The sequence below is a fragment of the Neorhizobium phenanthreniclasticum genome (assembly GCF_040066075.1).
Taxonomy (GTDB): domain Bacteria; phylum Pseudomonadota; class Alphaproteobacteria; order Rhizobiales; family Rhizobiaceae; genus Neorhizobium; species Neorhizobium petrolearium.
In genome coordinates, this window is the sequence record NZ_JBEAAL010000028.1 from 47,172 (window position 1) to 68,998 (window position 21,827).

22 protein-coding genes are annotated in these 21,827 nt (G+C 61.6%); 18 read left to right on the forward strand and 4 right to left on the reverse strand.

The annotated features are described in order from the left end of the window. Nucleotide 1 precedes the first annotated feature (1 nt). The 3 genes from ABK249_RS27005 to ABK249_RS27015 form a co-directional block, all read right to left on the reverse strand. On the reverse strand, nucleotides 2-1,147 hold the full coding sequence (locus ABK249_RS27005; protein WP_037151483.1) for an ABC transporter permease: 1,146 nt from the start codon (nucleotides 1,145-1,147) through the stop codon (nucleotides 2-4). Beyond that, nucleotides 1,147-2,229 carry a microcin C ABC transporter permease YejB gene (locus tag ABK249_RS27010; protein ID WP_348864567.1) on the reverse strand — a complete coding sequence of 361 codons (1,083 nt, stop codon included), beginning with the start codon at nucleotides 2,227-2,229 and terminating at the stop codon, nucleotides 1,147-1,149. Before ABK249_RS27010 ends, ABK249_RS27005 begins: the two co-directional genes overlap by 1 nt. Nucleotides 2,230-2,375: 146 nt before the next feature. After that, on the reverse strand, nucleotides 2,376-4,214 hold the full coding sequence (locus ABK249_RS27015; RefSeq protein WP_348864569.1) for an extracellular solute-binding protein: 1,839 nt from the start codon (nucleotides 4,212-4,214) through the stop codon (nucleotides 2,376-2,378). A gap of 197 nt (nucleotides 4,215-4,411) precedes the next feature. Here ABK249_RS27015 and mepA point away from each other — a divergent pair, with 197 nt between their 5' ends. From mepA to ABK249_RS27050, 7 genes are all read left to right on the forward strand, one after another. Further along, entirely contained in the window at nucleotides 4,412-5,467 is a 1,056-nt protein-coding gene (gene mepA / locus ABK249_RS27020) for a penicillin-insensitive murein endopeptidase (RefSeq protein WP_415926491.1), read from the forward strand. Between the two features lie 119 nt (nucleotides 5,468-5,586). Then, a complete protein-coding gene (locus tag ABK249_RS27025) occupies nucleotides 5,587-5,967 on the forward strand; it encodes a methylglyoxal synthase (RefSeq protein WP_037151501.1) in 381 nt (126 codons plus the stop codon). Between the two features lie 8 nt (nucleotides 5,968-5,975). After that, complete coding sequence (locus ABK249_RS27030; protein WP_348864570.1) at nucleotides 5,976-6,998, forward strand: glucokinase; 1,023 nt, start codon at nucleotides 5,976-5,978, stop codon at nucleotides 6,996-6,998. A 61-nt stretch (nucleotides 6,999-7,059) separates the two neighbouring features. Continuing rightward, nucleotides 7,060-7,407, forward strand: coding sequence for a hypothetical protein (locus ABK249_RS27035; protein WP_348864571.1), 348 nt, complete (start codon nucleotides 7,060-7,062; stop codon nucleotides 7,405-7,407). A 186-nt stretch (nucleotides 7,408-7,593) separates the two neighbouring features. Beyond that, nucleotides 7,594-9,378 (forward strand): ABC transporter ATP-binding protein, encoded by a 1,785-nt coding sequence (locus ABK249_RS27040; protein WP_348864572.1) that lies wholly within the window; start codon nucleotides 7,594-7,596, stop codon nucleotides 9,376-9,378. Between the two features lie 23 nt (nucleotides 9,379-9,401). After that, on the forward strand, nucleotides 9,402-10,223 hold the full coding sequence (gene dapB / locus ABK249_RS27045; protein ID WP_348864573.1) for a 4-hydroxy-tetrahydrodipicolinate reductase: 822 nt from the start codon (nucleotides 9,402-9,404) through the stop codon (nucleotides 10,221-10,223). A 22-nt stretch (nucleotides 10,224-10,245) separates the two neighbouring features. Further along, nucleotides 10,246-10,881, forward strand: coding sequence for a 2,3-bisphosphoglycerate-dependent phosphoglycerate mutase (locus tag ABK249_RS27050; protein WP_227704926.1), 636 nt, complete (start codon nucleotides 10,246-10,248; stop codon nucleotides 10,879-10,881). Between the two features lie 62 nt (nucleotides 10,882-10,943). Here ABK249_RS27050 and phnF read toward each other — a convergent pair whose 3' ends face one another. Continuing rightward, the gene (phnF, locus tag ABK249_RS27055; protein WP_037151518.1) at nucleotides 10,944-11,684 is read right to left on the reverse strand and encodes a phosphonate metabolism transcriptional regulator PhnF; all 741 of its coding nucleotides are present in this window, start codon (nucleotides 11,682-11,684) and stop codon (nucleotides 10,944-10,946) included. 83 nt (nucleotides 11,685-11,767) lie between these two features. On the opposite strand from phnF, the gene phnG reads away from it, so the two are divergent. The 11 genes from phnG (at nucleotide 11,768) to phnE (ABK249_RS27110) (ending at nucleotide 21,782) form a co-directional block, all read left to right on the forward strand. Beyond that, the gene (gene phnG, locus ABK249_RS27060) at nucleotides 11,768-12,241 is read left to right on the forward strand and encodes a phosphonate C-P lyase system protein PhnG (protein ID WP_037151521.1); all 474 of its coding nucleotides are present in this window, start codon (nucleotides 11,768-11,770) and stop codon (nucleotides 12,239-12,241) included. Continuing rightward, nucleotides 12,241-12,843, forward strand: coding sequence for a phosphonate C-P lyase system protein PhnH (gene phnH / locus ABK249_RS27065; RefSeq protein WP_227704925.1), 603 nt, complete (start codon nucleotides 12,241-12,243; stop codon nucleotides 12,841-12,843). Before phnG ends, phnH begins: the two co-directional genes overlap by 1 nt. A 93-nt stretch (nucleotides 12,844-12,936) precedes the next feature. After that, the gene (locus ABK249_RS27070) at nucleotides 12,937-14,043 is read left to right on the forward strand and encodes a carbon-phosphorus lyase complex subunit (protein WP_348864574.1); all 1,107 of its coding nucleotides are present in this window, start codon (nucleotides 12,937-12,939) and stop codon (nucleotides 14,041-14,043) included. Beyond that, on the forward strand, nucleotides 14,040-14,921 hold the full coding sequence (locus ABK249_RS27075; RefSeq protein WP_348864575.1) for an alpha-D-ribose 1-methylphosphonate 5-phosphate C-P-lyase PhnJ: 882 nt from the start codon (nucleotides 14,040-14,042) through the stop codon (nucleotides 14,919-14,921). The genes ABK249_RS27070 and ABK249_RS27075 overlap by 4 nt, the downstream gene beginning before the upstream one ends. 229 nt (nucleotides 14,922-15,150) lie before the next feature. Then, entirely contained in the window at nucleotides 15,151-15,927 is a 777-nt protein-coding gene (gene phnK / locus ABK249_RS27080) for a phosphonate C-P lyase system protein PhnK (protein ID WP_227704922.1), read from the forward strand. Nucleotides 15,928-15,938: 11 nt separating this feature from the next. Next, nucleotides 15,939-16,649, forward strand: coding sequence for a phosphonate C-P lyase system protein PhnL (phnL, locus tag ABK249_RS27085; RefSeq protein WP_348864576.1), 711 nt, complete (start codon nucleotides 15,939-15,941; stop codon nucleotides 16,647-16,649). After that, nucleotides 16,646-17,263: a DapH/DapD/GlmU-related protein gene (locus ABK249_RS27090; RefSeq protein ID WP_227704920.1), complete on the forward strand. Its 618-nt coding sequence runs from the start codon at nucleotides 16,646-16,648 to the stop codon at nucleotides 17,261-17,263. Before phnL ends, ABK249_RS27090 begins: the two co-directional genes overlap by 4 nt. A gap of 115 nt (nucleotides 17,264-17,378) precedes the next feature. Then, nucleotides 17,379-18,236 (forward strand): phosphonate ABC transporter ATP-binding protein, encoded by an 858-nt coding sequence (phnC, locus tag ABK249_RS27095; RefSeq protein WP_227704919.1) that lies wholly within the window; start codon nucleotides 17,379-17,381, stop codon nucleotides 18,234-18,236. An 85-nt stretch (nucleotides 18,237-18,321) separates the two neighbouring features. Next, nucleotides 18,322-19,227, forward strand: coding sequence for a phosphonate ABC transporter substrate-binding protein (gene phnD / locus ABK249_RS27100; protein ID WP_348864577.1), 906 nt, complete (start codon nucleotides 18,322-18,324; stop codon nucleotides 19,225-19,227). A 77-nt stretch (nucleotides 19,228-19,304) separates the two neighbouring features. Then, complete coding sequence (gene phnE / locus ABK249_RS27105) at nucleotides 19,305-20,264, forward strand: phosphonate ABC transporter, permease protein PhnE (RefSeq protein WP_037151546.1); 960 nt, start codon at nucleotides 19,305-19,307, stop codon at nucleotides 20,262-20,264. Between the two features lie 12 nt (nucleotides 20,265-20,276). Continuing rightward, nucleotides 20,277-21,782 carry a phosphonate ABC transporter, permease protein PhnE gene (gene phnE, locus ABK249_RS27110; protein ID WP_348864578.1) on the forward strand — a complete coding sequence of 502 codons (1,506 nt, stop codon included), beginning with the start codon at nucleotides 20,277-20,279 and terminating at the stop codon, nucleotides 21,780-21,782. Nucleotides 21,783-21,827 lie beyond the last annotated feature (45 nt).

The window sequence follows — 21,827 nt, forward strand, 5'->3', positions numbered from 1 at the left end:
CTCACCCGAACGTCTTTCTGGGATCGAAGGCATCGCGCACCGCTTCCCCGATGAAGATCAGCAGCGACAGCATGATCGACATGGTGAAGAAGGCCGTGAAACCCAGCCATGGCGCCTGGAGGTTGTTCTTGCCCTGCGAGATCATTTCCCCAAGCGAGGGCGAACCGGGCGGCAGGCCAAACCCGAGGAAATCCAGCGAGGTCAGCGTCGCGATCGAACCGGACAGGATGAACGGCAGGAAGGTCAGGGTCGCCACCATGGCATTCGGCAAGAGATGCCGGTACATGATCGTCCAGTTGCCGACGCCGAGCGCCCGCGCAGCCCTGACATATTCGAAATTGCGCGCCCTGAGGAATTCGGCACGCACCACGCCGACCAGGCTGACCCACGAGAAGAGCAGCAGGATGCCAAGCAGGATGAAGAAGCCGGGCGGCAGGATCGAGGCGATGATCAACAGGATGTAGAGAACCGGCATGGCGGACCATATCTCGATGAAACGCTGCATCAAAAGGTCGGTCCAGCCGCCGAAATAGCCCTGCACCGCGCCAGCGGCGACCCCGACGATCGCCGAACAGATGGTGAGCGCCAGCCCGAATAGAACAGAGATGCGGAAGCCGTAGATCATGCGGGCGGTGACATCGCGCGCCTGATCGTCGGTACCGAGCCAGTTGAGGTTGCCGAGAGTGCAATTCGGGTCCTGATCGCCCTGCGGATAGGCCTTGCAGCGATCACCCTTCTCCATCAGCCAGAAGGGCTTGGTCGGAGCTGAATGCGGGATGTTGGAATTGACCGTCTGGTAGGAATAGCGGATGGGGGGCCAGATCATCCAGCCGTTCGCCTCGATTTCCTGCTGGATATAGTCGGAGCGGTAGTCGGTCGTCGCCAAGAAACCGCCGAACTTTTCCTCCGGATAATCGACAAAGACCGGATAGAGGATTTCGCCCTTGTAGGAGGCGATGATCGGCCGGTCGTTCGCAATGAATTCGGCCAGCAAGCTGAGCACGAAAAGGACCATGAATAGCCAGAAGGACCAGAAGCCGCGCTTGTTGGCACGGAAGTTGGCAAGCCGGCGCTTGTTGGTCGGCGACAGGAACGGCCGCTTGCGCGGAGGTGCCAGAGGTGTCGTCGTAACGGCGGACGCTTCCATCACACGTCCCTCCGTTCGAAATCGATACGTGGATCTATCCAGGTATAGATGAGATCGGAAATGAGGTTCACCACCAGACCGATCAGCGAGAAGATGTAGAGCGTGCCGAAGACAATCGGATAGTCGCGATTGATGATCGAGAGGTAGCCGAGCCGCCCGAGTCCATCCAGCGAGAAGATGTTCTCGATTAGCAGCGAACCGGTGAAGAAGGCGGAGATGAAAGCCCCTGGAAAACCGGCAATGACGATCAGCATGGCATTGCGGAATACGTGACCATAAAGCACCTGCCGCTCATTGAGGCCCTTGGCACGCGCGGTCGTCACATATTGTTTCTTGATCTCGTCGATGAAGGAATTCTTGGTCAGAAGCGTCGTGGTGGCGAAGGCCGAGAGCGACAGCGCGATCAGCGGCAGGGTCAGGTGCCAGAAATAGTCGATGATCTTCTGCCACCAGGAAAGCTCGGCAAAATTATCGGACACCAGGCCGCGTAGCGGGAACCAATCCAGGAACGAGCCGCCGGCAAAAAGCACGATCAGCAGGATGCCGAACAGAAAGCTCGGAATCGCATAGCCGATGATGATGATACCGGAAGTCCAGACGTCGAAGGTCGACCCGTCCTTCACCGCCTTGCGGATGCCGAGCGGAATCGAGATCACGTAGGAAATGATCAGAATCCAGAAACCGAGCGAGATCGACACCGGCAACTTGTCGATGATGAGGTCGAGAACGGACGTGTTTCGGAAGAAGCTCTCGCCGAAATCGAAGCGGATATAATTCCACAACATGTCGACGAAGCGCGTCAGCGGCGGCTTGTCGAAACCGAATTGTTGCTCCAGCTTCTTGATGAATTCCGGATCGAGGCCCTGGGCGCCGCGATAGCGGCTTTCTTCACCGCCACCCTGGACCGCGAGGTCATTGCTGCCGCCGGAAAGCCGGTCGCCGGTATCCTGGCCCTGGATCTGCGCAATGATCTGCTCGACAGGACCGCCGGGGGCGAACTGCACGACGAGGAAGGAAATCGCCATGATGCCGACAATGGTCGGGATCATCAGCAGGAGACGGCGGAGGATATAGGCGCCCATCAGAATTCCCTGCCAGACGCTACGAGCTTTGCCTCACCGCGTATCTCAGCGCAAATCAAATGGCTTTTCCCTCGTTCTCTCTTGCGAATCATCGGGCTCATTTGGAACAGGTGCCGGTGGCCGGCGCAAGCCCGCGCTCCATACCTTCACTTCGCGGCGGCTTTGGACGACCAAATATCGGGAAAGCCGATGCCGTATTCCGGCAGCTTTTCCGGATGCGTTATGCGGTTCCAATAGGCAATTTTCGCCTCGCCGGAATAGAAGAGCGGAATGACATAGTGGTTGGCCAGGAGTACGCGGTCCATCGCCCTGACGGCGGCAACCTGTTCTTCCCGGTCGGTCGTGAAGACGATCTTGCGGATCAACGTGTCGACCGCCGGATCGGCAATGCCCGCATAGTTGCGCGAGCCCTGACGATCCACGGATTCTGAACCCCAATATTCCGACTGTTCATTGCCGGGGTTCATGGTCTGCGCCCAAATGCCCCATATCATGTCGTAATCGAAGCTCCTGACGCGATTGATATATTGCGAGGCATCGACCGTGCGGATGCGGGCCTCGACACCGATCTTCTTCAGGCTGGCTACGTACGGGTTGACGGATCGCTCGAACGACGGGCTGTTGAGCAATATCTCGAAGCTCATCGGTCGGCCTGTCTTCACATTGACCATGCGATTGCCCTTCAGCTCCCAGCCGGCCTCCTTGAACAGGTTGACGGCGGTGCGGAGGTTGTCGCGCACCTTGTTCGGATCGCCACCGACGGGATTGGTATAGGGCGTGGTGAAGACTTCCGGCGGAACCTTGTCTTTCAGCTCCTGCAGGATCGCCAGCTCGCGGCCTTGCGGCAGACCCGAGGAGGCGAGTTCGGTGCCCCAGAAGAAGCTATCGACGCGCTTCAAGCCACCATAAGCGAGGTTTTTGTTCATATCCTCGAAGTCGAAGGCGTAATTCAGCGCTTCGCGCACCCGCGCGTCCTTGAAGATTTCGCGGCGCATGTTCGGCACCATCGCCTGCATGACGCCGGTGGCCTTGAAGGGATTGGTCAGCGCTTCCTTCGTGATCCGGCCGTCCTTCACCGCGTCGAAATCATAACGGGTCGCCCAGCGGCTCGAACTGTTCTCCTGACGGTAATCGATCGTGCCGGCGCGGAAGGCTTCGAATTCCACGTCGGAGTCGGCGAAATAGGTGTAGCTGACCGTCCGGAAATTGTACTGGCCGATATTGATCGGCAGGTTCTTGCCCCAGTAATCATCCCGCAACTCATAGCGGATGGTCGAACCGGGCTGGATGGATGCAATCTTGTAAGGCCCCGACCCCATCGGCGGCTCGAGCGTGGTGCGGGAAATATCGCGCTGTTTGCCCTGCGCATCCTTGCCCTCCCACCAGTGCTTCGGCAGAACCGGAAAATCGCCGACGATGGAGGGCAGTTCGCGGTTGTTCTTTTCGTCGAAACGGAAGGTCACCTCGCGCTCGCCGGTCTTTTCCACGCCGGTGACGTGGCGGTAATAGCCGGAATAAAAGGCACTATGCTCCTTCAGCTTCTCCATGCTGAAGATCACGTCTTCCGGCGTGACCGGCTGGCCATCCGCCCATTTTGCCTCCTGCCTCAGCCGGAAGGTGACCGAAGACATGTCGTCCGGATAGGACACAGCCTCGGCCAGAAGACCATAGGTACCGAAAACCTCGTCCTCCGACCGCTTCATGAGCGTGTCGTAAATTATGCCGGCGCCCGCAGCCACTGCGCCACGGTCGATCACGGGATTGAGGTTGTCGAAAGTGCCTTCGTCGCCGAGGCGCAATTCGCCGGCCTTCGGCGCATTCGCGTCGACATAGGGGAGTTGCTTGAAGTCTTCCGGCAGTTCCAGGTCGCCGATGACAGCCATGCCGTGGCGCCATTTCGGTTCCTGGGCCGTCGTTGCCGATGCCACAAGAACAGTCGTCGCGAGAACGACTGCAAACCCCATCTTCAGCCGGGCGAAGCTCATCCATAACCCCTTATTGGTTTGTTTGTTGCGGTGAAGCATAGGGCAAAAGCAGGCAAAAAACAGGAGTTGACCACTCACATCCATTTTATCCGCTTCGGAAATCGCGTGAAATTGCCGCTTCCGGCCTGATCTCCATTTCACCAAAATCTTGTTTCACGGTAGATTCGAAGCCATCGGGTGATTTGCGGCGGACGGGCATGACTTTGATTTCGGGTACAATTCTGCGGCTGACCATGGCCGCTTTCCTTTGCGGTACATTCACCGGGCCCACGACGGCTCAGGAAGCGACACCGGCAAAGCAGCTTTTCGGCGCCGCGAAACTTCCAAGCGCCGCCGACGCCGAGCCGCTCGGTTTCTACGCCAAGGGCTGCATGTCCGGCGCGGTTGCGCTGCCCACCGACGGGCCGACCTGGCAGGCCATGCGCCTTTCGCGCAACCGCCGCTGGGGCAATCCCGAAATGATCGCGCTTCTGGAGCAATTCTCCCGCGATGCCGCGAAGCTCGGCTGGGGATCGGGCATCCTCGTGGGCGACATTTCGCAACCTCGCGGCGGCCCGATGCTTTCCGGCCATTCCTCGCACCAGATCGGCCTCGATGCGGATGTCTGGTTCACCCCGAAGCCGGCGCAGCCGCTTTCGCCGCAGGAGCGCGAAAGCATGCCCTTCACCTCCATGCTCGACAAGAGCAAGTTCCTCACCGTCGATCCGAAGAAATGGACGAACACCCATGCGCGGGTGGTCATGCAGGCGGCAAGCTATCCGCAGGTGGAACGCGTCTTCGTCAATCCGGCGATCAAGAAGAAGCTCTGCGAGACCTGGGCCGGCGATCGCAGCCTGCTCGGCAAGGTGCGGCCGATCTACGGCCACGACGAACATTTCCACATCCGCATTTCCTGCCCGCCGGGTTCCGCGAGCTGCCGGAAGCAGGCCGCGGTACCGAAGGACGACGACTGCAGCAGCAAGGCGTTTGCCTGGTGGTTCACCAAGGAGCCATGGGCGCCGCCGAAGCCCGATCCGAACAAGAAGCCGGTCAAACCGCGCCCGGTCACCCTGTCCGACCTTCCGAAAGCCTGTGCGGCCGTGCTTGCCTCCTCCTCGCGTTCCGAAGACGAAGCGACCTTCGGCGGCAGCGCCATGGCCTACACCGATCAGCCGGCCGCACCCTCGCCCGTGAAAAACATCGAGGCGATCATCAACGATCCGCCCGTCGCCGCCGCCAATGTGCCGATTCCTGTGCCGCGCCCGCTACAATAATCATCGAACTGGCCGGCGGTTGAAAGCGCCGGCCCCTCCTCCACCTTCCCAAGGATGAGTTGGCGCGCTAGAACGCGTTGCAAATCGATTGAAAGTCGCTTTCGGGAAGGATCCCCCTCATGTCGGCCACAGCCTGCATCGCACTGATCGCGCACGATCAGAAGAAGGACGACATGGCCGATTTTGCCCGCCATCATCAGGACGCGCTCGCCCGTTTCCGCATCGTCGCGACCGGCACGACGGGCGGGCGGGTCCAGGACGCCTGCCCCGAGCTTGAGGTCACCAGGCTGAAGAGCGGCCCGCTCGGCGGCGATCAGCAGATCGGCGCGATGATCGCCACCGGCGAGGTCGATATGCTGATCTTCTTCATCGACCCCTTGAGCGCGCTGCCCCATGACGTCGACGTGAAAGCGCTGACGCGACTTGCGACCGTCTACGATATACCCATGGCACTCAACCGTGCTACAGCCGAAAAACTCATCGACTTTCAGAAGGACTGAGCTCCCCGATGGCCGATAGCATGAAGACCGACAAACTGCCCTTTCCGATCCTGATCGGCGACATCGGAGGGACGAACGCCCGCTTTTCGATCCTGATCGACGCCTATGCCGAGCCGAAGCCCTTCCCGCATGTCCGCACCGCCGATTATGCCACGATCGATGACGCGATCCAGACGGTCGTGCTGGACAAGACTTCGGTGCAGCCGCGTTCGGCAATCCTTGCCGTTGCCGGGCCGATCGACGGTGACGAGATCGACCTGACCAATTGCGACTGGATCGTCCGCCCGAAGATGATGATCGCCAATCTCGGCTTCGAGGACGTGCTGGTCGTCAACGACTTCGAGGCGCAGGCGCTCGCGATCGCCGCGCTGCCGGAGGAATATCGCGAAGCGCTAGGCCCCAATGACGAGCCGCATCTCGCCTCCCGCGTCGTGCTAGGCCCCGGAACAGGACTCGGCGTCGCAGGCCTCGTCTACGCCCGGCACATGTGGTTTCCGGTTCCCGGCGAGGGAGGGCATGTGGATGTCGGGCCCCGTTCGGAGCGTGATTTCGAGATCTTTCCGCATCTCAGGAGGATCGAAGGCCGCGTTTCCGCCGAAGAGATATTGAGCGGCCGCGGCGTCGTGAACATCTATCAAGCTGTCTGTGCGGCCGATGGGCTGGAGCCGGCGTTTTCCGATCCGGCCGACATCACGGCGCATGGCCTCAACGGCGAGAACCCGCAGGCGGTCGAAACGCTTGCGCTTTTTGCCACCTATCTCGGTCGCGTGGCGGGCGACATGGCGCTCATCTTCATGGCGCGCGGCGGCGTCTATCTCGCCGGCGGCATCTCGCAGAAGATCATCCCGGCGCTGAAAGGCCCGGAATTCCGCACAGCATTCGAGGACAAGGCACCGCATACCGAGCTGATGCGCACGATCCCCACCTTCGTGGTCACCCATCCGCAGGCGGCTCTCGCCGGGCTTGCAAGCTTTGCCCGCACGCCCTCCGCCTATGGGATCTCCATGGATGGCCGCCGCTGGCTTAAATGACCTCTTGCCTTCCCTCCGATTTTGATGGAGACGGTATCCACTTTTTGGGGGCATTATCTTCATGTTTTCTAATATTTTTCGTAATTTGGGCGTTGTCGTCATTTGCATAGGTCTCGCGAGTTGCACGACCGAAAAGGAGTTCAAGGAGCTTGCGGCAGCGCTGAAATCGAATCCGGGATTGCGGGCGAAAGCTGTCGAAAAATGCGTCGGCAAACCGATCGATTGGAATGCCGAAATGCGTGAAGCACTCGGATGGTTCGCCAATAGTGCCGATGCGAAGACCCCTCGGATCGTCTGCCAGCGGTACGTCAATGCCATCGCTTCCGGTCGGCTAAGCTACAAAGACGTGCAGAGCTTCAGCCAAGGCGAACTCACTCCCACCATGGCCCGGGTTCTTCGCGGTTCGTAAGGAACAACGCGGAACCAAACCCGCCTGCAAGGATCATAATTACACAAGCCGCCGATTTTGGTCTCGGCCCATGCCGGAATGCAACAGCACACTCGAATCTGGGACCTGCCGCTTTCAAAAGCGTTCCTGAGCGTTTAATACGCCCCGCACGGATATCGCATCTTTAAAGCCGGTACGGGAAAACCTTTGAAAGCTGCCAAGGACAAAAGACACCATATCGATTCGGGCACAGCCGCCAGCGTTCTAAAACGCGTCATCGCTGAGAATGGCAAGGATCACGTTCGTGGCTACATCTTTGCGATTCTGTGTCTCGTGGCGATGTCGCTTTCCACCGCTTTCACCGCCTGGATCATGGAGTCGGTCGTCAACGAGGCCTTCGCCAACAAGCGAGCCGATATCGTATGGTGGATCTGCGGCTCGATTTTCCTGGCGTTTCTGCTTCGCGGCTTTGCGACTTATGGTCAGGCCGTTACTCTCTCGAAAATCGGCAACAACATCGTCGCCAGATATCAGCAGCGCATTTATAGACACCTCATGGCGCTCTCGGTCGGCTTTTTCGCCGAAAAGCGCTCGGCCCAGCTTGCAGCTCAGCTCAACCAGAATATCTCCGGCATCCGCGACGTGCTGAACCTGACGGTTACGTCTACGGCGCGCGACCTGCTAACGCTCATTGCCTTGATCGCTGTCATGGTTTCCAAGGATTGGGTTCTGTCGCTGATCGTGTTCGCCGTTGCTCCGCCGCTTCTTTATGCCCTGCGCTATGTTTCACGACGTCTTCGCGCAGCAACGCGGGAGTCGGTGGAAGTCAACAGCCAGGTGCTCGGCGCCATGCAGGAGACAATCCAGGGAATTACCGTCGTCAAGGCGTTTACCATGGAGGATGAGCTCAACCGCAAGGTCAATCGCATCATCGACACGGCGGAACGTCGCAGCAACCGCATAGCCCGGCTTTCGGAGCGCACGTCGCCATTGACCGAGACTTTTGCAGGTCTCGCTATTTCCAGCGTAGTCGCCTATGCGGCCTTCCGCTCGATCTATGACAATATTCCGCCCGGAGCTTTCTTCGCCTTTGTGGCGGCGCTCCTGATGGCCTACGACCCGGCCCGGCGGCTTGCCAAAATGCAAGTCCAGATCGAGCGCGCGGTTGTAAACGCTCGAATGATCTATGATTTGCTCGACATGCAACCGCACCAGCGGGAAAAGCCGGGCGCCAGGGATCTCGTCGTTAAAGATGCCCGCGTCGAACTGCAAGGCGTCACCTTCTCCTATGCCAATGGCGGCCCGATTCTTCAGGGTGTCGATATCGTCGCCGAGGGCGGAAAGACGACCGCGCTGGTCGGTCAATCGGGAGCCGGCAAATCGACGATCATCAACCTCATCCCGCGCTTCTACGACCCGACGGAAGGCCGCATCCTGATCGACGGACAGGACATCGCCGACGTCACCAGGCAATCGCTACGCCGCCAGCTCGCCTATGTCTCGCAGCAGCCCTATCTCTTCGAGGGCTCGATCCGCGACAATATCCGCTACGGTCGGCCGGATGCGACCGATCAGGAAGTCGAGGAAGCCGCGCGGCTTGCCTATGCGCATGACTTCATCCTCGCGCAGCCCATGGGCTATGAAACGCCGGTCGGCGAAAATGGCATGACGCTTTCCGGCGGCCAGCGGCAGCGCCTTTCGATCGCCCGGGCACTGGTGCGCAACGCGCCGATCCTGCTTCTCGACGAGGCCACGTCCGCGCTCGACAACGAATCCGAAGCGGCCGTCCAGAAAGCGCTCGACACGGCCATGCGCGGCCGCACCGTGATCGTCATCGCCCATCGTCTCTCGACCGTTGTCAAGGCCGACAAGATCATCGTCATGCATGAAGGCCGCGTCGTGGAGGAAGGTACCCACGATGTGCTTGCACAGCGCAAGGACGGTCTTTACGCTCGGCTCAACAATCTGCAATCGCCTGAAAAGCGCATCTGACGAAACTAGGGACTACGTCGCACATGGCCGCAAATGACATGAGACTGGTGGTGGTCGGCGCGGCGGGCCGGATGGGCCAAGCCCTGATTCGGGTTATCCATGAAACCGAGGGCGTGATGCTGCATGCGGCGGTGGGACGCGAGGGGTCGGCATTCATCGGCAAGGACGCGGGCGAGATCGCGGGTGTCGGCCCGCTCGGCGTGCCCGTGAGCACCGATCCGCTGCAGGCCTTTCTCGATGCCGAAGGCGTGCTCGATTTCACCACCCCGGCAACAAGCGTCACATTCGCCGGCCTCGCCGCCCAGGCCCGTATCGTCCATATCATCGGCACGACCGGCTGCTCGGTAGAGGACGAGGAGAAATTCAAGGCCGCCGCCCGTCATGCGCGCGTCGTCAAGTCCGGCAATATGAGCCTCGGGGTCAACCTGCTTGGCGTGCTTACCGAACAGGCGGCGAGAGCCCTTCCCGCAACGGGATGGGATATCGAGGTTATGGAAATGCATCACAAGCACAAGGTCGATGCACCGTCCGGGACGGCGCTGCTGCTCGGCGAAGCGGCGGCCAAGGGGCGCGGGATCGATCTGGCAAGCCAGTCTGTCAGGGTCCGCGATGGCCATACGGGCCCACGCCCTGTCGGCACGATCGGCTTTGCGACGCTTCGCGGTGGTTCGGTCGTCGGCGACCATTCCATCATCCTTGCCGGCGAAGGCGAACTCGTCACGCTGTCGCACAGCGCGCGCGACCGCTCCATCTTCGCGCGCGGCGCGGTTGCGGCGGCGCTCTGGGCGCGCGACAAGAAGCCCGGCTTTTATTCCATGCTCGACGTGCTCGGGCTTTCCCGCTGAACTTTCCGGAGGATTTCTTTTCATGAGCGGCACCCTCGTCCTTGTCCGTCACGGCCAGAGCGACTGGAATCTCAAAAACCTGTTCACCGGCTGGCGTGACGTCGATCTCACCCCGCTCGGCATCCAGGAAGCCGAGACGGGCGGGCAGGCGCTCGCCGACACTGGCATCAAGTTCGATATCGCCTTCACGTCAGCGCTGAAGCGCGCCCAGGAAACCTGCCGCATCGTGCTTGAAAAGGTCGGCCAGCCTGACCTCGAAACGATCCGCGACCAGGCGCTCAACGAACGCGACTACGGCGATCTTTCCGGCCTCAACAAGGATGACGCCCGCGCCAAATGGGGCGAGGAACAGGTGCATGTCTGGCGCCGTTCCTATGACGTGCCGCCGCCGGGCGGCGAGAGCCTGCGGGACACCGGCGCCCGCGTCTGGCCCTATTACATGACGGAGATCCTGCCGCGCGTACTGCGAGGAGAGACGGTTCTCGTCGCCGCACACGGCAATTCCCTGCGTGCGCTGGTAATGGTGCTCGATCGGCTCAGCAAGGAAGAGATCCTGAAGCTCAACCTCGCGACCGGCGTACCGATGGTCTACAAGCTCAACCCCGACTCGACAGTCGCCTCCAAGCAGGTTCTAGGCGACATGTCCGGCGCGCACTGACATCGAGCGCCGCTTCTTCTATTCTGGATGCCGGCCTTTGTTTCGTACAGGGGCCGGCGTTTTCAATTCGCGATCGTGAACTGGACCATATCCGCCGGAAAACGGCTGACGGCATACTGCACGGGCACCCCGTCCGGATCGACGTTCAACGCCCGGGCGACGAGGATGATGGCCCCGGGCGACAATTGCAGGTCGGCAAGGTCTGCCCCATCGGCATGGGTTGCGGTGATCTCCGTCGAAAAGCGCCAGTAATCGGAAAGGCCGAGTGCCTGAAAGGCCGCAGTGATCGAACCACTGGCCTCATAAGCCTCCTTCATTCCGGCGAAACGGCCGGCCGGGAACCAGTTGGTCGAGCGCGAGACCGGTCGCCGGTCGGCCTTTCTCAGCGTTTCCAGCCGGATGACCGGAGCACCCTCTGCAATGCGCAGGCTTGCGGCAAGAGCGGCCGATGCCGGCTCCTCCGCCGAGCTCAACAGCAAGCCTTCCTTTTTCCGCGCCTGATCGCCGATACCCTCCGTGAAACGGGTACGCTGGGAGATCGGGAAATTCAAACGCTCCTTGCGCTCGATCAGCGTGCCGCGTCCCTGCATGGCACGGACGATGCCCTCCTGGGCCAGCGCCGCAAGCGCGCTCCTCACCGTATGGCGGTTTACGCCGAACTGGGCGGCCAGCACCATCTCGGGCGGCACCATGCCGGTCGCGTCGTATTCACCGTTGGCGATCGAAGCCCGGATGCGATCGGCGATCTGCCGCCAAAGCGCCACGCCATTCTGCCGTTGGACGTTTATCTGTCCCACATCCATGTCACACGCTTGTTATATCCGAGAGTTATGAATAATATGATTTGTATGGTTGTCTATATTAATAGACATTTGAGGGCTTGGCAATGGACCTAGCAAAACAAATCGAGGCGAGTGAAGAAATGGCCGGACGCCGCCGCGCGGCCAACCTCCTCGCGCGCGCAAAGACGGTCGAACTGAACACCGCCTGGGAGGAGCTTCCGACAAAACCGGATGTGAAGCCCGTGCGAGGGCCGGAGACCGGGCTCGTCATGGTGCGCGGGCGCATCGGCGGCGGCGGCGCCCCCTTCAACCTCGGCGAGGCGACGGTGACCCGCGCAACGGTGCTGCTCGCATCCGGCACGGCGGGCCACGCGCAAGCGCTCGGGACCGATAAGGAAAAGGCGCGGCTTGCCGCCGTGTTCGACGCGCTCTGGCAGGAAGCGGAGACGCGCGCTTTCGTGGAGGCCGCTTTGCTTGCCCCCATAGAGACACGCATTGCCGCGGAGGACCGGCAAAAGGCGGAGGAGACCGCAGCAACCCGGGTCGATTTCTTCACAATGGTACGGGGGGAGGATTGATGAGCATCAAGCCGCAAGCGTTTTCCGGCGGGTTCGGTGAACCGGTATTCGAATCCCAGAGCATGTTCCGCCTGCTGATGGACGGCATGGCGCGGCCGGGGATGATCCGCACCGTGAGCTCCGATGTCGGCCAGCCTGAACCTCTGGGAGGAGCGGCAGGCGCAATCGCGCTGACCCTCTGCGACCACGAGACGCCGGTCTGGCTGAGCGCCGGCCTTGCAAAATCCTCCGTCGGCGAATGGATGGTGTTCCACACTGGCGCGCCGGTTACCCGCGAGAAAGCGGAGGCCCGGTTCGCGTTCGTCGAGGCTGGCGCAACGCTCGCCTCCTTCGGCCTGTTTGCCGCCGGCACTCAGGAATATCCGGACCGTTCCACGACGCTGATGATCGAGGTCGCAGCTCTCGACGAGGGCCAGCAGCTTACACTGACCGGCCCCGGCATCCAGGACGCCACGACCGCCAGGGTCAGAGGACTTCCCGACGTTTTTCCGAGACTGTGGGCCGAGAACCGGGCGCTCTTCCCGCGCGGCATCGACGTCATCCTGACGGCCGGCAAGACCCTGTTGTGCCTGCCGCGAACGACCAAGATCGCAGTCCAGTGAACGGGTGTCTGATTTTTCAGCCCCTGAGGCAGAGTGACCAACCCTTTCCGGCATCTAGCGGGGATGCCGGACGATGGGCAGGAGAGTGAAACCATGTATGTTGCTGTCAAGGGTGGCGAGGCCGCCATCAATAACGCTCACGAGTTGCTGGCCGACCGGCGCCGGGGCGACCGCTCCCTTCCTTCCGTCACCATCGGTCAGATCATCGAGCAACTCGGGCTTGCCGTCGACCGGGTGATGGCAGAAGCTTCGCTCTATGATCGGGCGCTCGCAGCCCTTGCCGTCCGGCAGTCACGCGGTGACCTGATCGAGGCGATCTTCCTCCTGCGTGCCTATCGCACGACACTGCCTCGTTTCGGCGCTTCTGTTCCTCTCGATACCGCAACCATGAAAGTCGAGCGACGCATCTCGGCGACCTACAAGGATCTGCCGGGCGGCCAGCTTCTCGGGCCTACCTTCGATTACACGCACCGCCTGCTCGACCCCTCGCTGCTCGCCGACGAGCCGGTCGATGAGCCGAAGCGGAAGGATGCTTCGGATGAACGCATCATGCGGGTTTCCGACATCCTTGCCCATGAAGGCCTGATCGAGCCGGACGGTGAGTTTCCCGCGGATCATCAGGCCGGTGACCTGACGCGGGAACCGATGGAATTTCCGATGAGCCGGGACCTGCGCCTGCAGGCGCTTGCCCGCGGCGACGAGGGTTTTCTGCTCGCCCTCGGCTATTCCACCCAGCGCGGCTACGGCCGAAACCACCCGTTCGTCGGCGAAATCCGCATCGGCGAAGTGGAGGTGGAAATGGAGGTCGCGGAACTCGGCTTTGCCGTCTCGCTCGGGCGCATCCGCGTCACCGAATGCCAGATGGTCAACCAGTTCAAGGGCTCCTCCAAGGCGCCGCCGCAGTTCACCCGCGGCTACGGCCTGGTCTTCGGCCAGAGCGAACGCAAGGCGATGTCTATGTCGCTGGTCGACCGCGCGTTGCGTGCCGAGGAGCTTGGCGAAGACATCACCGCGCCGGCCCAGGACGAGGAATTCGTCATCTCCCATTCGGACAACGTGCAGGCCACCGGCTTTGTCGAACACCTGAAGCTTCCGCACTACGTCGACTTCCAGGCGGAACTCGCTCTGGTGCGCAAGATGCGCGCCGATATCGAAGCCGCCCGCAACAGCGGCAAGGACCTGCAGGAGGCTGCCGAGTGACCGACCTCGCCACCTATAACTTCGCCTATCTCGACGAGCAGACGAAGCGGATGATCCGCCGCGCGATCCTGAAGGCAATCGCCATCCCCGGCTACCAGGTGCCCTTCGCCTCCCGCGAAATGCCGATGCCGTATGGCTGGGGTACCGGCGGCGTGCAGGTGACCGCCTCGATCATCGGCCCCGACGACGTCTTGAAGGTGATCGACCAGGGCGCCGACGACACGACCAACGCGGTTTCGATCCGTGCCTTCTTCCAGAAGGTCGCGAACGTCGCCGTCACCACCCATACCAAGGATGCGACGATCATCCAGACGCGCCACCGCATTCCCGAGCAGAAGCTCGCCGAAGGCCAAATCCTCGTCTACCAGGTGCCGATCCCGGAGCCGCTGCGCTTCCTCGAACCGCGCGAGACCGAGACGCGCAAGATGCACGCGCTGGAGGAATACGGGCTCATGCATGTGAAGCTCTACGAGGACATCGCGCATAACGGCCGCATCTCGAAGACCTATGCCTATCCGGTGAAGGTCGCCGGGCGCTACGTCATGGACCCGTCGCCAACGCCGAAATTCGACAATCCGAAAATGCATCTGTCGGAAGCGTTGCAGCTTTTCGGCGCCGGCCGCGAGAAGCGCATTTATGCCGTGCCGCCCTATACCGACGTAGTGAGCCTTGATTTCGAAGACTATCCGTTCGAGATCCAGAAATTCGAACAGCCCTGTGCGCTCTGCGGCGCCGAGGGCGTCTATCTCGACGAGGTGGTGCTCGACGACAAGGGCGGCCGCATGTTCGTCTGCTCCGACACCGACCATTGCGAAGAGCGCCGCGAACACCGCCATGCCGGCGCGATGCTGGCGCCCAACAAAGAGGCAGCAGAATGACCGGATGGGTGATTTACCCCCCTCTGTCCTGCCGGACATCTCCCCCTCAAGGGGGGAGATCGGATAGGCGCACTCGCTCGACAGCTCTCGAAAACATCGTTTGCCAGAAAGCCCGACCTCATTTGAGACTAAGGCTTCCCCGCTTGTCGATCTCCCCCCCTGAGGGGGAGATGTCCGGCAGGACAGAGGGGGGTGAATTTTGCGCATCGGCATTCAAGGACAATACGCCATGACCGATACCCCCCTCCTCAAAGTCAGCGGCGTTTCGAAATTCTATGGCAGCCGCATCGGCTGCAAGGATGTTTCCTTCGAGCTCTGGCCGGGCGAAGTGCTCGCCATCGTCGGAGAATCCGGCTCGGGCAAGACGACGCTCCTGAATTGCCTTTCGACCCGGCTGATCCCGACGACCGGCAGCGTCGAATACCGCATGCGCGACGGCAATTTCCGCGACCTCTACCACATGGGCGAGGCGGAGCGCCGCTTCCTGATGCGCACGGATTGGGGCTTCGTGCACCAGAACCCGGCCGACGGGCTGCGCATGACGGTCTCCGCCGGTGCCAATGTCGGCGAGCGGCTGATGGCGGTCGGCGACCGGCATTACGGCAAGATCCGCGAGACGGCGAGCGACTGGCTCGCCCGCGTCGAAATTTCGACCGACCGCATCGACGACCAGCCGCGCGCTTTTTCCGGCGGCATGCGCCAGCGCCTGCAGATCGCCCGCAATCTCGTCACCCATCCCCGCCTCGTCTTCATGGACGAGCCGACCGGAGGGCTCGATGTTTCCGTGCAGGCCCGCCTGCTCGACCTGGTGCGCGGCCTCGTCAACGACCTTGGCCTGTCGGCGATCGTCGTCACCCATGATCTTGCAGTTGCACGCCTGCTGTCGCACCGGATGATGGTGATGAAGGACGGCCACGTGATCGAGCATGGGCTGACCGACCGGGTGCTCGACGACCCGCGCGAGCCCTATACGCAGTTGCTCGTCTCTTCCATTCTTCAGGTCTGAGGAGAAGATCAATGGCAACTCCCCTCGTCGTTTCGGAAGTCTTCAAGAGCTTCACCATGCACCTGCGCGACGGCATCAAGCTGCCGGTCGTCAACGACGTGAGCTTTTCCGTCGCAAGCGGCGAGTGCGTCGTGCTCGGCGGTCCCTCGGGCATCGGCAAGAGCTCGATCCTGAAGATGCTCTACGGCAACTACGCCGTCGACTCCGGACAGATTCTCGTGGACCACAAGGACCGGCTCATCGATATCGCCCGTGCCGATCCACGCACAGTTCTCGATGTCCGCCGGCATACAATGGGCTATGTCAGCCAGTTCCTGCGCACCGTGCCGCGCGTGGCGGCGATCGATGTCGTCGCCGAACCACTCGTCGCACGCGGCGTTGCGGCAGCCGAAGCCCGGGAGAAAGCCGCGGAACTGCTCGCCAAGCTCAACCTGCCGCAGGAGCTCTGGTCGCTGCCGCCCGCCACGTTCTCCGGTGGCGAACAGCAGCGCGTCAACATCGCGCGCGGTTTCATCACCAGCCACCGCATCCTGCTCCTCGACGAGCCGACCGCCTCGCTCGATGCCGTCAACCGGCAGGTCGTGGTCGAGATGATCGCAGGGAAGAAGCGGGAGGGCGTGGCCCTTCTCGGCATCTTCCACGACGAGGAAGTGCGCGAGGCGGTGGCAGACCGCATTCTCGACGTCACGCAATTCTCTCCCCGAAAGGCAGTCGCAGCATGAGCAAGAAGCTTGGTCTTGAGCCGGCTATCCATCCAAGCGCCCGCGTCAACAATTCCACGCTAGGCCGCTATACGGAAGTCTCCGAACGCTGCCGCATCGACGAGGCCGAGATCGGCGACTATTCCTACATCATGCAGGACGGGTCGATCTGGTGCGCGACGATCGGCAAGTTCGTCAACATGGCCGCTTCCGTGCGCATCAACGCCACCAATCACCCCACCTGGCGGGCGACGCTGCATCACTTCACCTACCGCGCTGCAAATTACTGGGACGACGCGGAAAACGAACAAAGCTTCTTTGAATGGCGGCGCGACCATCGCGTCGTGATCGGGCATGACGTCTGGATCGGCCATGGCGCAACCGTCCTGCCCGGCGTCACCGTCGGCAACGGCGCGGTGATCGGCGCCGGTGCGGTCGTCTCGAAGGATGTCGCGCCCTACACGATCGTCGGCGGCGTGCCAGCTAAACTCATTCGCGAGCGCTTTACAAAAGCGGTCGGCGAGGCCATGGACAGGCTCGCCTGGTGGGATTGGGACCACCTGAAATTGAGAGCCGCACTTGAGGATTTCCGGGCACTTTCAGCGGAAGAATTCCTGTCCCGCCATGCGGCGTAACACAACCGTTACAAACACCGGGGGATTGTAACAATACCGACATAAAACCGACATTCAGGCTTCATGAACCCCCGCTAATCGAAACTGTATAACAGGGTTGGACGGGCAAGAGAGCATGAAGTTCGAACTGAGGAAGGTCACCCGCCGTTTTGGCGATCGTATCGCGGTCAATGCCGTGAGCGTGGAAATTCCCCAGGGCCAGATGGTCGGCGTCATCGGCCGCTCCGGCGCCGGCAAATCCACCCTCCTGCGCATGATCAACCGCCTTCAGGACCCAAGCTCCGGCTCCATCCATTTTGGTGGGATCGAGGTGTCCTCGCTCAAGGGTGCGGCGCTCCGCAACTGGCAGCGTGACTGCGCGATGATCTTCCAGCAGTTCAACCTGGTGCCGCGCCTGGATGTGCTCACCAATGTGCTGCTCGGCCGACTGAATCACCGTTCGACGGTGACGAGCCTTCTCAACATCTTCAGCCGGGAAGAGCGGCTCATGGCGATCGCCGCCCTGGAGCGTCTCGGCATCGAACAGACGGCGCTGCAACGGGCCGGAACTCTGTCGGGCGGGCAGCAGCAGCGGGTCGCGATCGCCCGTGCACTCATGCAGGATCCCAAAATGGTGCTCGCCGACGAGCCGATCGCATCGCTCGATCCGCTCAACGCCAAGATCGTGATGGATGCGCTTCGCGACATCAACGAGCGCGAAGGCATTACCGTCATCACCAACCTGCATACGCTCGATACGGCGCGAAACTATTGCGAACGCATCATCGGCATGGCAGCGGGCCATGTCGTTTTCGACGGTCCGCCGCAGGAGCTGACGGCAGCGGCAGTGCGCGAAATCTACGGCTCCGACAGGGACGGTGCCGGCATCGATGAAACCATGACATCCACCAGCATCGACATTTCCGGCGCAGCAAGCCCCGCCGGCAAGCCGCTATCTGCCGGCATCGAGGCACTGGCGACCGCCAGGGCCTGAGCCGCACCAGGATCGTCTGCCCGCGTCAAGGGCACCCTTTCTGAACCAAGCTTCCGGTAATCCCGGAAAACCAGGAGATGAACTCATGTTGAAGAAAGCCCTTCTCACAGCGGCCGCACTCATCGCGGTCGCCGGTTCCGCCGCGGCCGAAGACCTCAAGGAATTCCGCATCGGCATCCTCGGCGGCGAGAATGAAGCCGACCGCCTGCGCAATTTCCAGTGCATGGTCGACAAGCTGCCGGCCGCTCTGGGCGTCGAAAAAGTCTCGCTCTTCCCGGCCGCCGACTATGACGGCGTCGTTCAGGGCCTGCTCGGCGGCACGCTCGACTATGCCGAGCTTGGCGCCTCAGCCTATGCCAAGGTCTACCTTGCCAATCCGGCCGCCGTCGAGCCGATCCTGACCACGGTCCAGACCGACGGATCGATGGGCTACTACTCCATCATGGTCGCCCGGAAGGATTCGGGCATGACCAAGCTCTCCGACATGAAGGGCAAGAAGCTCGGCTTTGCCGATCCGGACTCCACGTCCGGCTTCCTCATCCCGACCGTTACCCTTCCGGAAGCCATCGGCGCACCGGTCAAGGAATATTTCAGCGAAACCGGCTTTGGCGGCGGTCACGAGAACCTCGTTCTCGAAGTCGTCAAGGGCACGTTTGCTGCCGGCACGACCTGGGGCTCGGGCGTCGGCGAATTCAAGGACGGCTATTCGTCCGGCAACCTGCGCAAGATGGTCGACAAGGGCATCCTCAACATGGACGACCTCGTCGAGCTCTGGAAATCGCCGCTCATCCCGAACGGCCCGGTCGTCGTCCGCACGTCGATGAACACCGACATGAAGGCCAAGTTCAAGCAGTTCATGATGGATTTGCCGAAGGCCGATCCGGCCTGCTTCTCCGCCGTTCAGGGCGGTGACTTTACCGGCTTCGCCGAAGTGAATGCCGACTTCTACAAGCCTATCGTCGACGCCCGCAAGGCAACGATCGGCGGCTGATAAAGCCCGATGAAGCGGCCGTCGAACGGATATCCGCTCGACGGCCTTATCTTGCCTGCCGGGATCAGGGAAAGCATATGCCGACTTCCGTATCGCAGCCGCGATTGACCGACAACGGGCTGATGGTCGAGCGCCACTGGCAGCAGCTTGCGGGCCAGCGCCGCCTCTATACCGTGCTGACCGCAGTCATCCTGCTGATCACGGTTTCAGGCTCGCTGTGGTTCGCCAACGAGACCAATGCCGGCAAGTTCTTCGACCGGCTGCCGCATTTCTTCGACTTCGTCGGCGAGCTCGTACCGCGGGACGGGATGGAAATCTGGCGGGCGCTATTCGACCTTCCATCGCCCTATTACGACGGCAGCATGAAATACGACTATGTGGAGGGCCGCCAATATGTGACCGGCAGCATCTACATACCCGAATATTTCTACAAGATGGCGGAAACGCTCAACATCGCGCTTCTGGCCACGCTGATCGGGCTGGTTTTCGGATTTCTCCTGTCATTTCTCGCCGCCCGCAACATGACCACCAATGTCTGGATACGCGGTACGGCACGCCGGTTCATGGAAATCCTGCGCGCCTTCCCGGAAGTGGTGCTCGCCGGCTTCTTCCTGGCGATCCTGTCTCTCGGGCCGCTGCCGGCGGTGATCGCTGTTGCGATCCACACCATCGGTGCGCTTGGCAAGCTGTTCTTCGAAGTGATCGAAAACGCCGACATGAAGCCGGAGGAAGGCCTGAAGGCCGTGGGCGCGAACTGGGTGGAGCGGGCCTGGTTCGGCATGGTGCCGCAGGTCATGCCGAATTTCATGAGCTACTTCCTGCTGCGCCTGGAGATCAACGTCCGGGCCTCGACCATCATCGGCGCCGTCGGCGGCGGCGGCATCGGCGAACAACTCCGCCTGTCGATCGGACGCGGTCACGAGGCGAAGACGCTCGCGATCATCCTCCTGCTGCTTCTGACGATCATCGCCGTCGACCAGTTTTCCGCCTGGCTCCGCCGCAGACTGGTCGGCGAGCAGGCCTTCCACGTGATCTGACCGGGTGCCACCATGACTCTTCTCAATACCGCCGAGATGGAAATGCTGGCGAAGCGCCACCCCGAGATATTCAGGCGCACCCTGTGGCAACGGTTTCACATTCCCATCATCGTGTTCTCGTTTGCCGTCTATCTGGTTTTCTCCTGGTGGTTCTTCGCGGTCGGCAAGGTCATCAACGATGCCAACTGGGGGATTGCCGGCAGCTATCTGGCCGACTGGATTTCCTACGAAATCCGCCCGGATATCGAGATCGACGCGGACGGCGCCATGCGGATCAGCTATCCCCGTTTCGACCCGATTGGCCCCAATCCGAACCCTGACTGGCTCGAGGCCACGCGCGAAACGGTAACCCGCACGATCGAGGCTCCGGCGGCACCCTCCACCCAGTCCGCGGCCCCCTCATCCAGCTTCAGCTTCATGGCGCAGGCACAGAAGCCGGGGCAGGCCGCCCCGCAAGCGGCGACCGCCAGCCAGACACGCAAGGAAGAGATCGTGACGCATGCGTTCGTCACACTGGGGACATCGCGCACGATCGACGTGAAACCGGACGAGGTCGTTCTCACACGCGGCACGGAAACCGTCACCCTCATTCTCGACCGCACGTCCGGCGAGGTGCGCGCGGACGGCCCCCTGCCCGAATGGGCCGAGCAACGGTCTCCGGGCGCTCGCGTGGTCGCCTATTTCGGCTTCTCCGGCTGGGCGGAAATATCCGCGGAGCGGGTGCGCGTGCGCAAGCGGTTCCTCGGCTGGGAGAACTTCTTCTTCGACACCAATTCCGTCTTCTTCGGGAAATCCGCCGGCGAGGTGGCGGGCCTCGTCATCTCCGGCGAACGGCTCGATCCGTCGCGCAGCAACCTGTCGCTCGCCTGGAACGACATCCTCTACAATCCGTCCTGGCAGCACCTGGACGTGTGGACCAAGCTTTTGCAGACGGTCGTCATGGCTTTCATCGGCACGCTGTTCGCCACGATGCTCGCCTTTCCGCTGTCGTTCATCGCCGCCCGTAACATCCTGCGCAACCGGCCGGTGAACCAGATCACCAAGCGCTTCTTCGACTTCCTGCGCTCGGTGGACATGCTGATCTGGGCGCTGTTCTTTACCCGCGCCTTCGGTCCCGGGCCGCTTGCCGGCATCTCGGCGATCTTCTTCACCGATACGGGCACGTTCGGCAAACTCTATTCGGAAGCGCTGGAGAATATCGATGACAAGCAACGCGAGGGCGTGCGCTCCGTCGGGGCGCCGCCGTCCGCCGTGCAGCGCTTCGGCGTCGTGCCGCAGGTCATGCCGGTCTTCATGTCGCAGGCGCTCTATTTCTGGGAGTCCAATATCCGGTCCGCCACCGTCATCGGCGCGGTCGGAGCCGGCGGCATCGGCCTCAAGCTCTGGGAGGCGATGCGCACCAATTCCGACTGGGAGAACGTCGCCTATATGGTGGTGCTGATCCTGATCGTCGTCTTCCTGTTCGACAATATTTCGAATGCCCTGCGCTCCCGGCTCATCGGTAAAACGAACCATTGAACAGCCGGCATCATCATTCTGTCATGGAAATCTTTTAGCCGGAGG

Bases quoted from the DNA above. Each gene is read 5' to 3' on its own strand.
- ABK249_RS27090 (WP_227704920.1), top strand. From the start codon at position 16,646: ATGAGCAAGAAGCTTGGTCTTGAGCCGGCTATCCATCCAAGCGCCCGC.
- ABK249_RS27070 (WP_348864574.1), top strand. From the start codon at position 12,937: ATGTATGTTGCTGTCAAGGGTGGCGAGGCCGCCATCAATAACGCTCAC.
- ABK249_RS27030 (WP_348864570.1), top strand. From the start codon at position 5,976: ATGGCCGATAGCATGAAGACCGACAAACTGCCCTTTCCGATCCTGATC.
- ABK249_RS27035 (WP_348864571.1), top strand. From the start codon at position 7,060: ATGTTTTCTAATATTTTTCGTAATTTGGGCGTTGTCGTCATTTGCATA.
- phnL (WP_348864576.1), top strand. From the start codon at position 15,939: ATGGCAACTCCCCTCGTCGTTTCGGAAGTCTTCAAGAGCTTCACCATG.
- ABK249_RS27025 (WP_037151501.1), top strand. From the start codon at position 5,587: ATGTCGGCCACAGCCTGCATCGCACTGATCGCGCACGATCAGAAGAAG.
- phnC (WP_227704919.1), top strand. From the start codon at position 17,379: ATGAAGTTCGAACTGAGGAAGGTCACCCGCCGTTTTGGCGATCGTATC.
- ABK249_RS27010 (WP_348864567.1), bottom strand. From the start codon at position 2,229: ATGGGCGCCTATATCCTCCGCCGTCTCCTGCTGATGATCCCGACCATT.
- phnE (WP_037151546.1), top strand. From the start codon at position 19,305: ATGCCGACTTCCGTATCGCAGCCGCGATTGACCGACAACGGGCTGATG.
- mepA (WP_415926491.1), top strand. From the start codon at position 4,412: ATGACTTTGATTTCGGGTACAATTCTGCGGCTGACCATGGCCGCTTTC.
- phnG (WP_037151521.1), top strand. From the start codon at position 11,768: ATGGACCTAGCAAAACAAATCGAGGCGAGTGAAGAAATGGCCGGACGC.
- phnK (WP_227704922.1), top strand. From the start codon at position 15,151: ATGACCGATACCCCCCTCCTCAAAGTCAGCGGCGTTTCGAAATTCTAT.
- ABK249_RS27050 (WP_227704926.1), top strand. From the start codon at position 10,246: ATGAGCGGCACCCTCGTCCTTGTCCGTCACGGCCAGAGCGACTGGAAT.
- dapB (WP_348864573.1), top strand. From the start codon at position 9,402: ATGGCCGCAAATGACATGAGACTGGTGGTGGTCGGCGCGGCGGGCCGG.
- phnF (WP_037151518.1), bottom strand. From the start codon at position 11,684: ATGGATGTGGGACAGATAAACGTCCAACGGCAGAATGGCGTGGCGCTT.
- ABK249_RS27015 (WP_348864569.1), bottom strand. From the start codon at position 4,214: ATGAGCTTCGCCCGGCTGAAGATGGGGTTTGCAGTCGTTCTCGCGACG.
- phnE (WP_348864578.1), top strand. From the start codon at position 20,277: ATGACTCTTCTCAATACCGCCGAGATGGAAATGCTGGCGAAGCGCCAC.
- ABK249_RS27005 (WP_037151483.1), bottom strand. From the start codon at position 1,147: ATGGAAGCGTCCGCCGTTACGACGACACCTCTGGCACCTCCGCGCAAG.
- phnH (WP_227704925.1), top strand. From the start codon at position 12,241: ATGAGCATCAAGCCGCAAGCGTTTTCCGGCGGGTTCGGTGAACCGGTA.
- phnD (WP_348864577.1), top strand. From the start codon at position 18,322: ATGTTGAAGAAAGCCCTTCTCACAGCGGCCGCACTCATCGCGGTCGCC.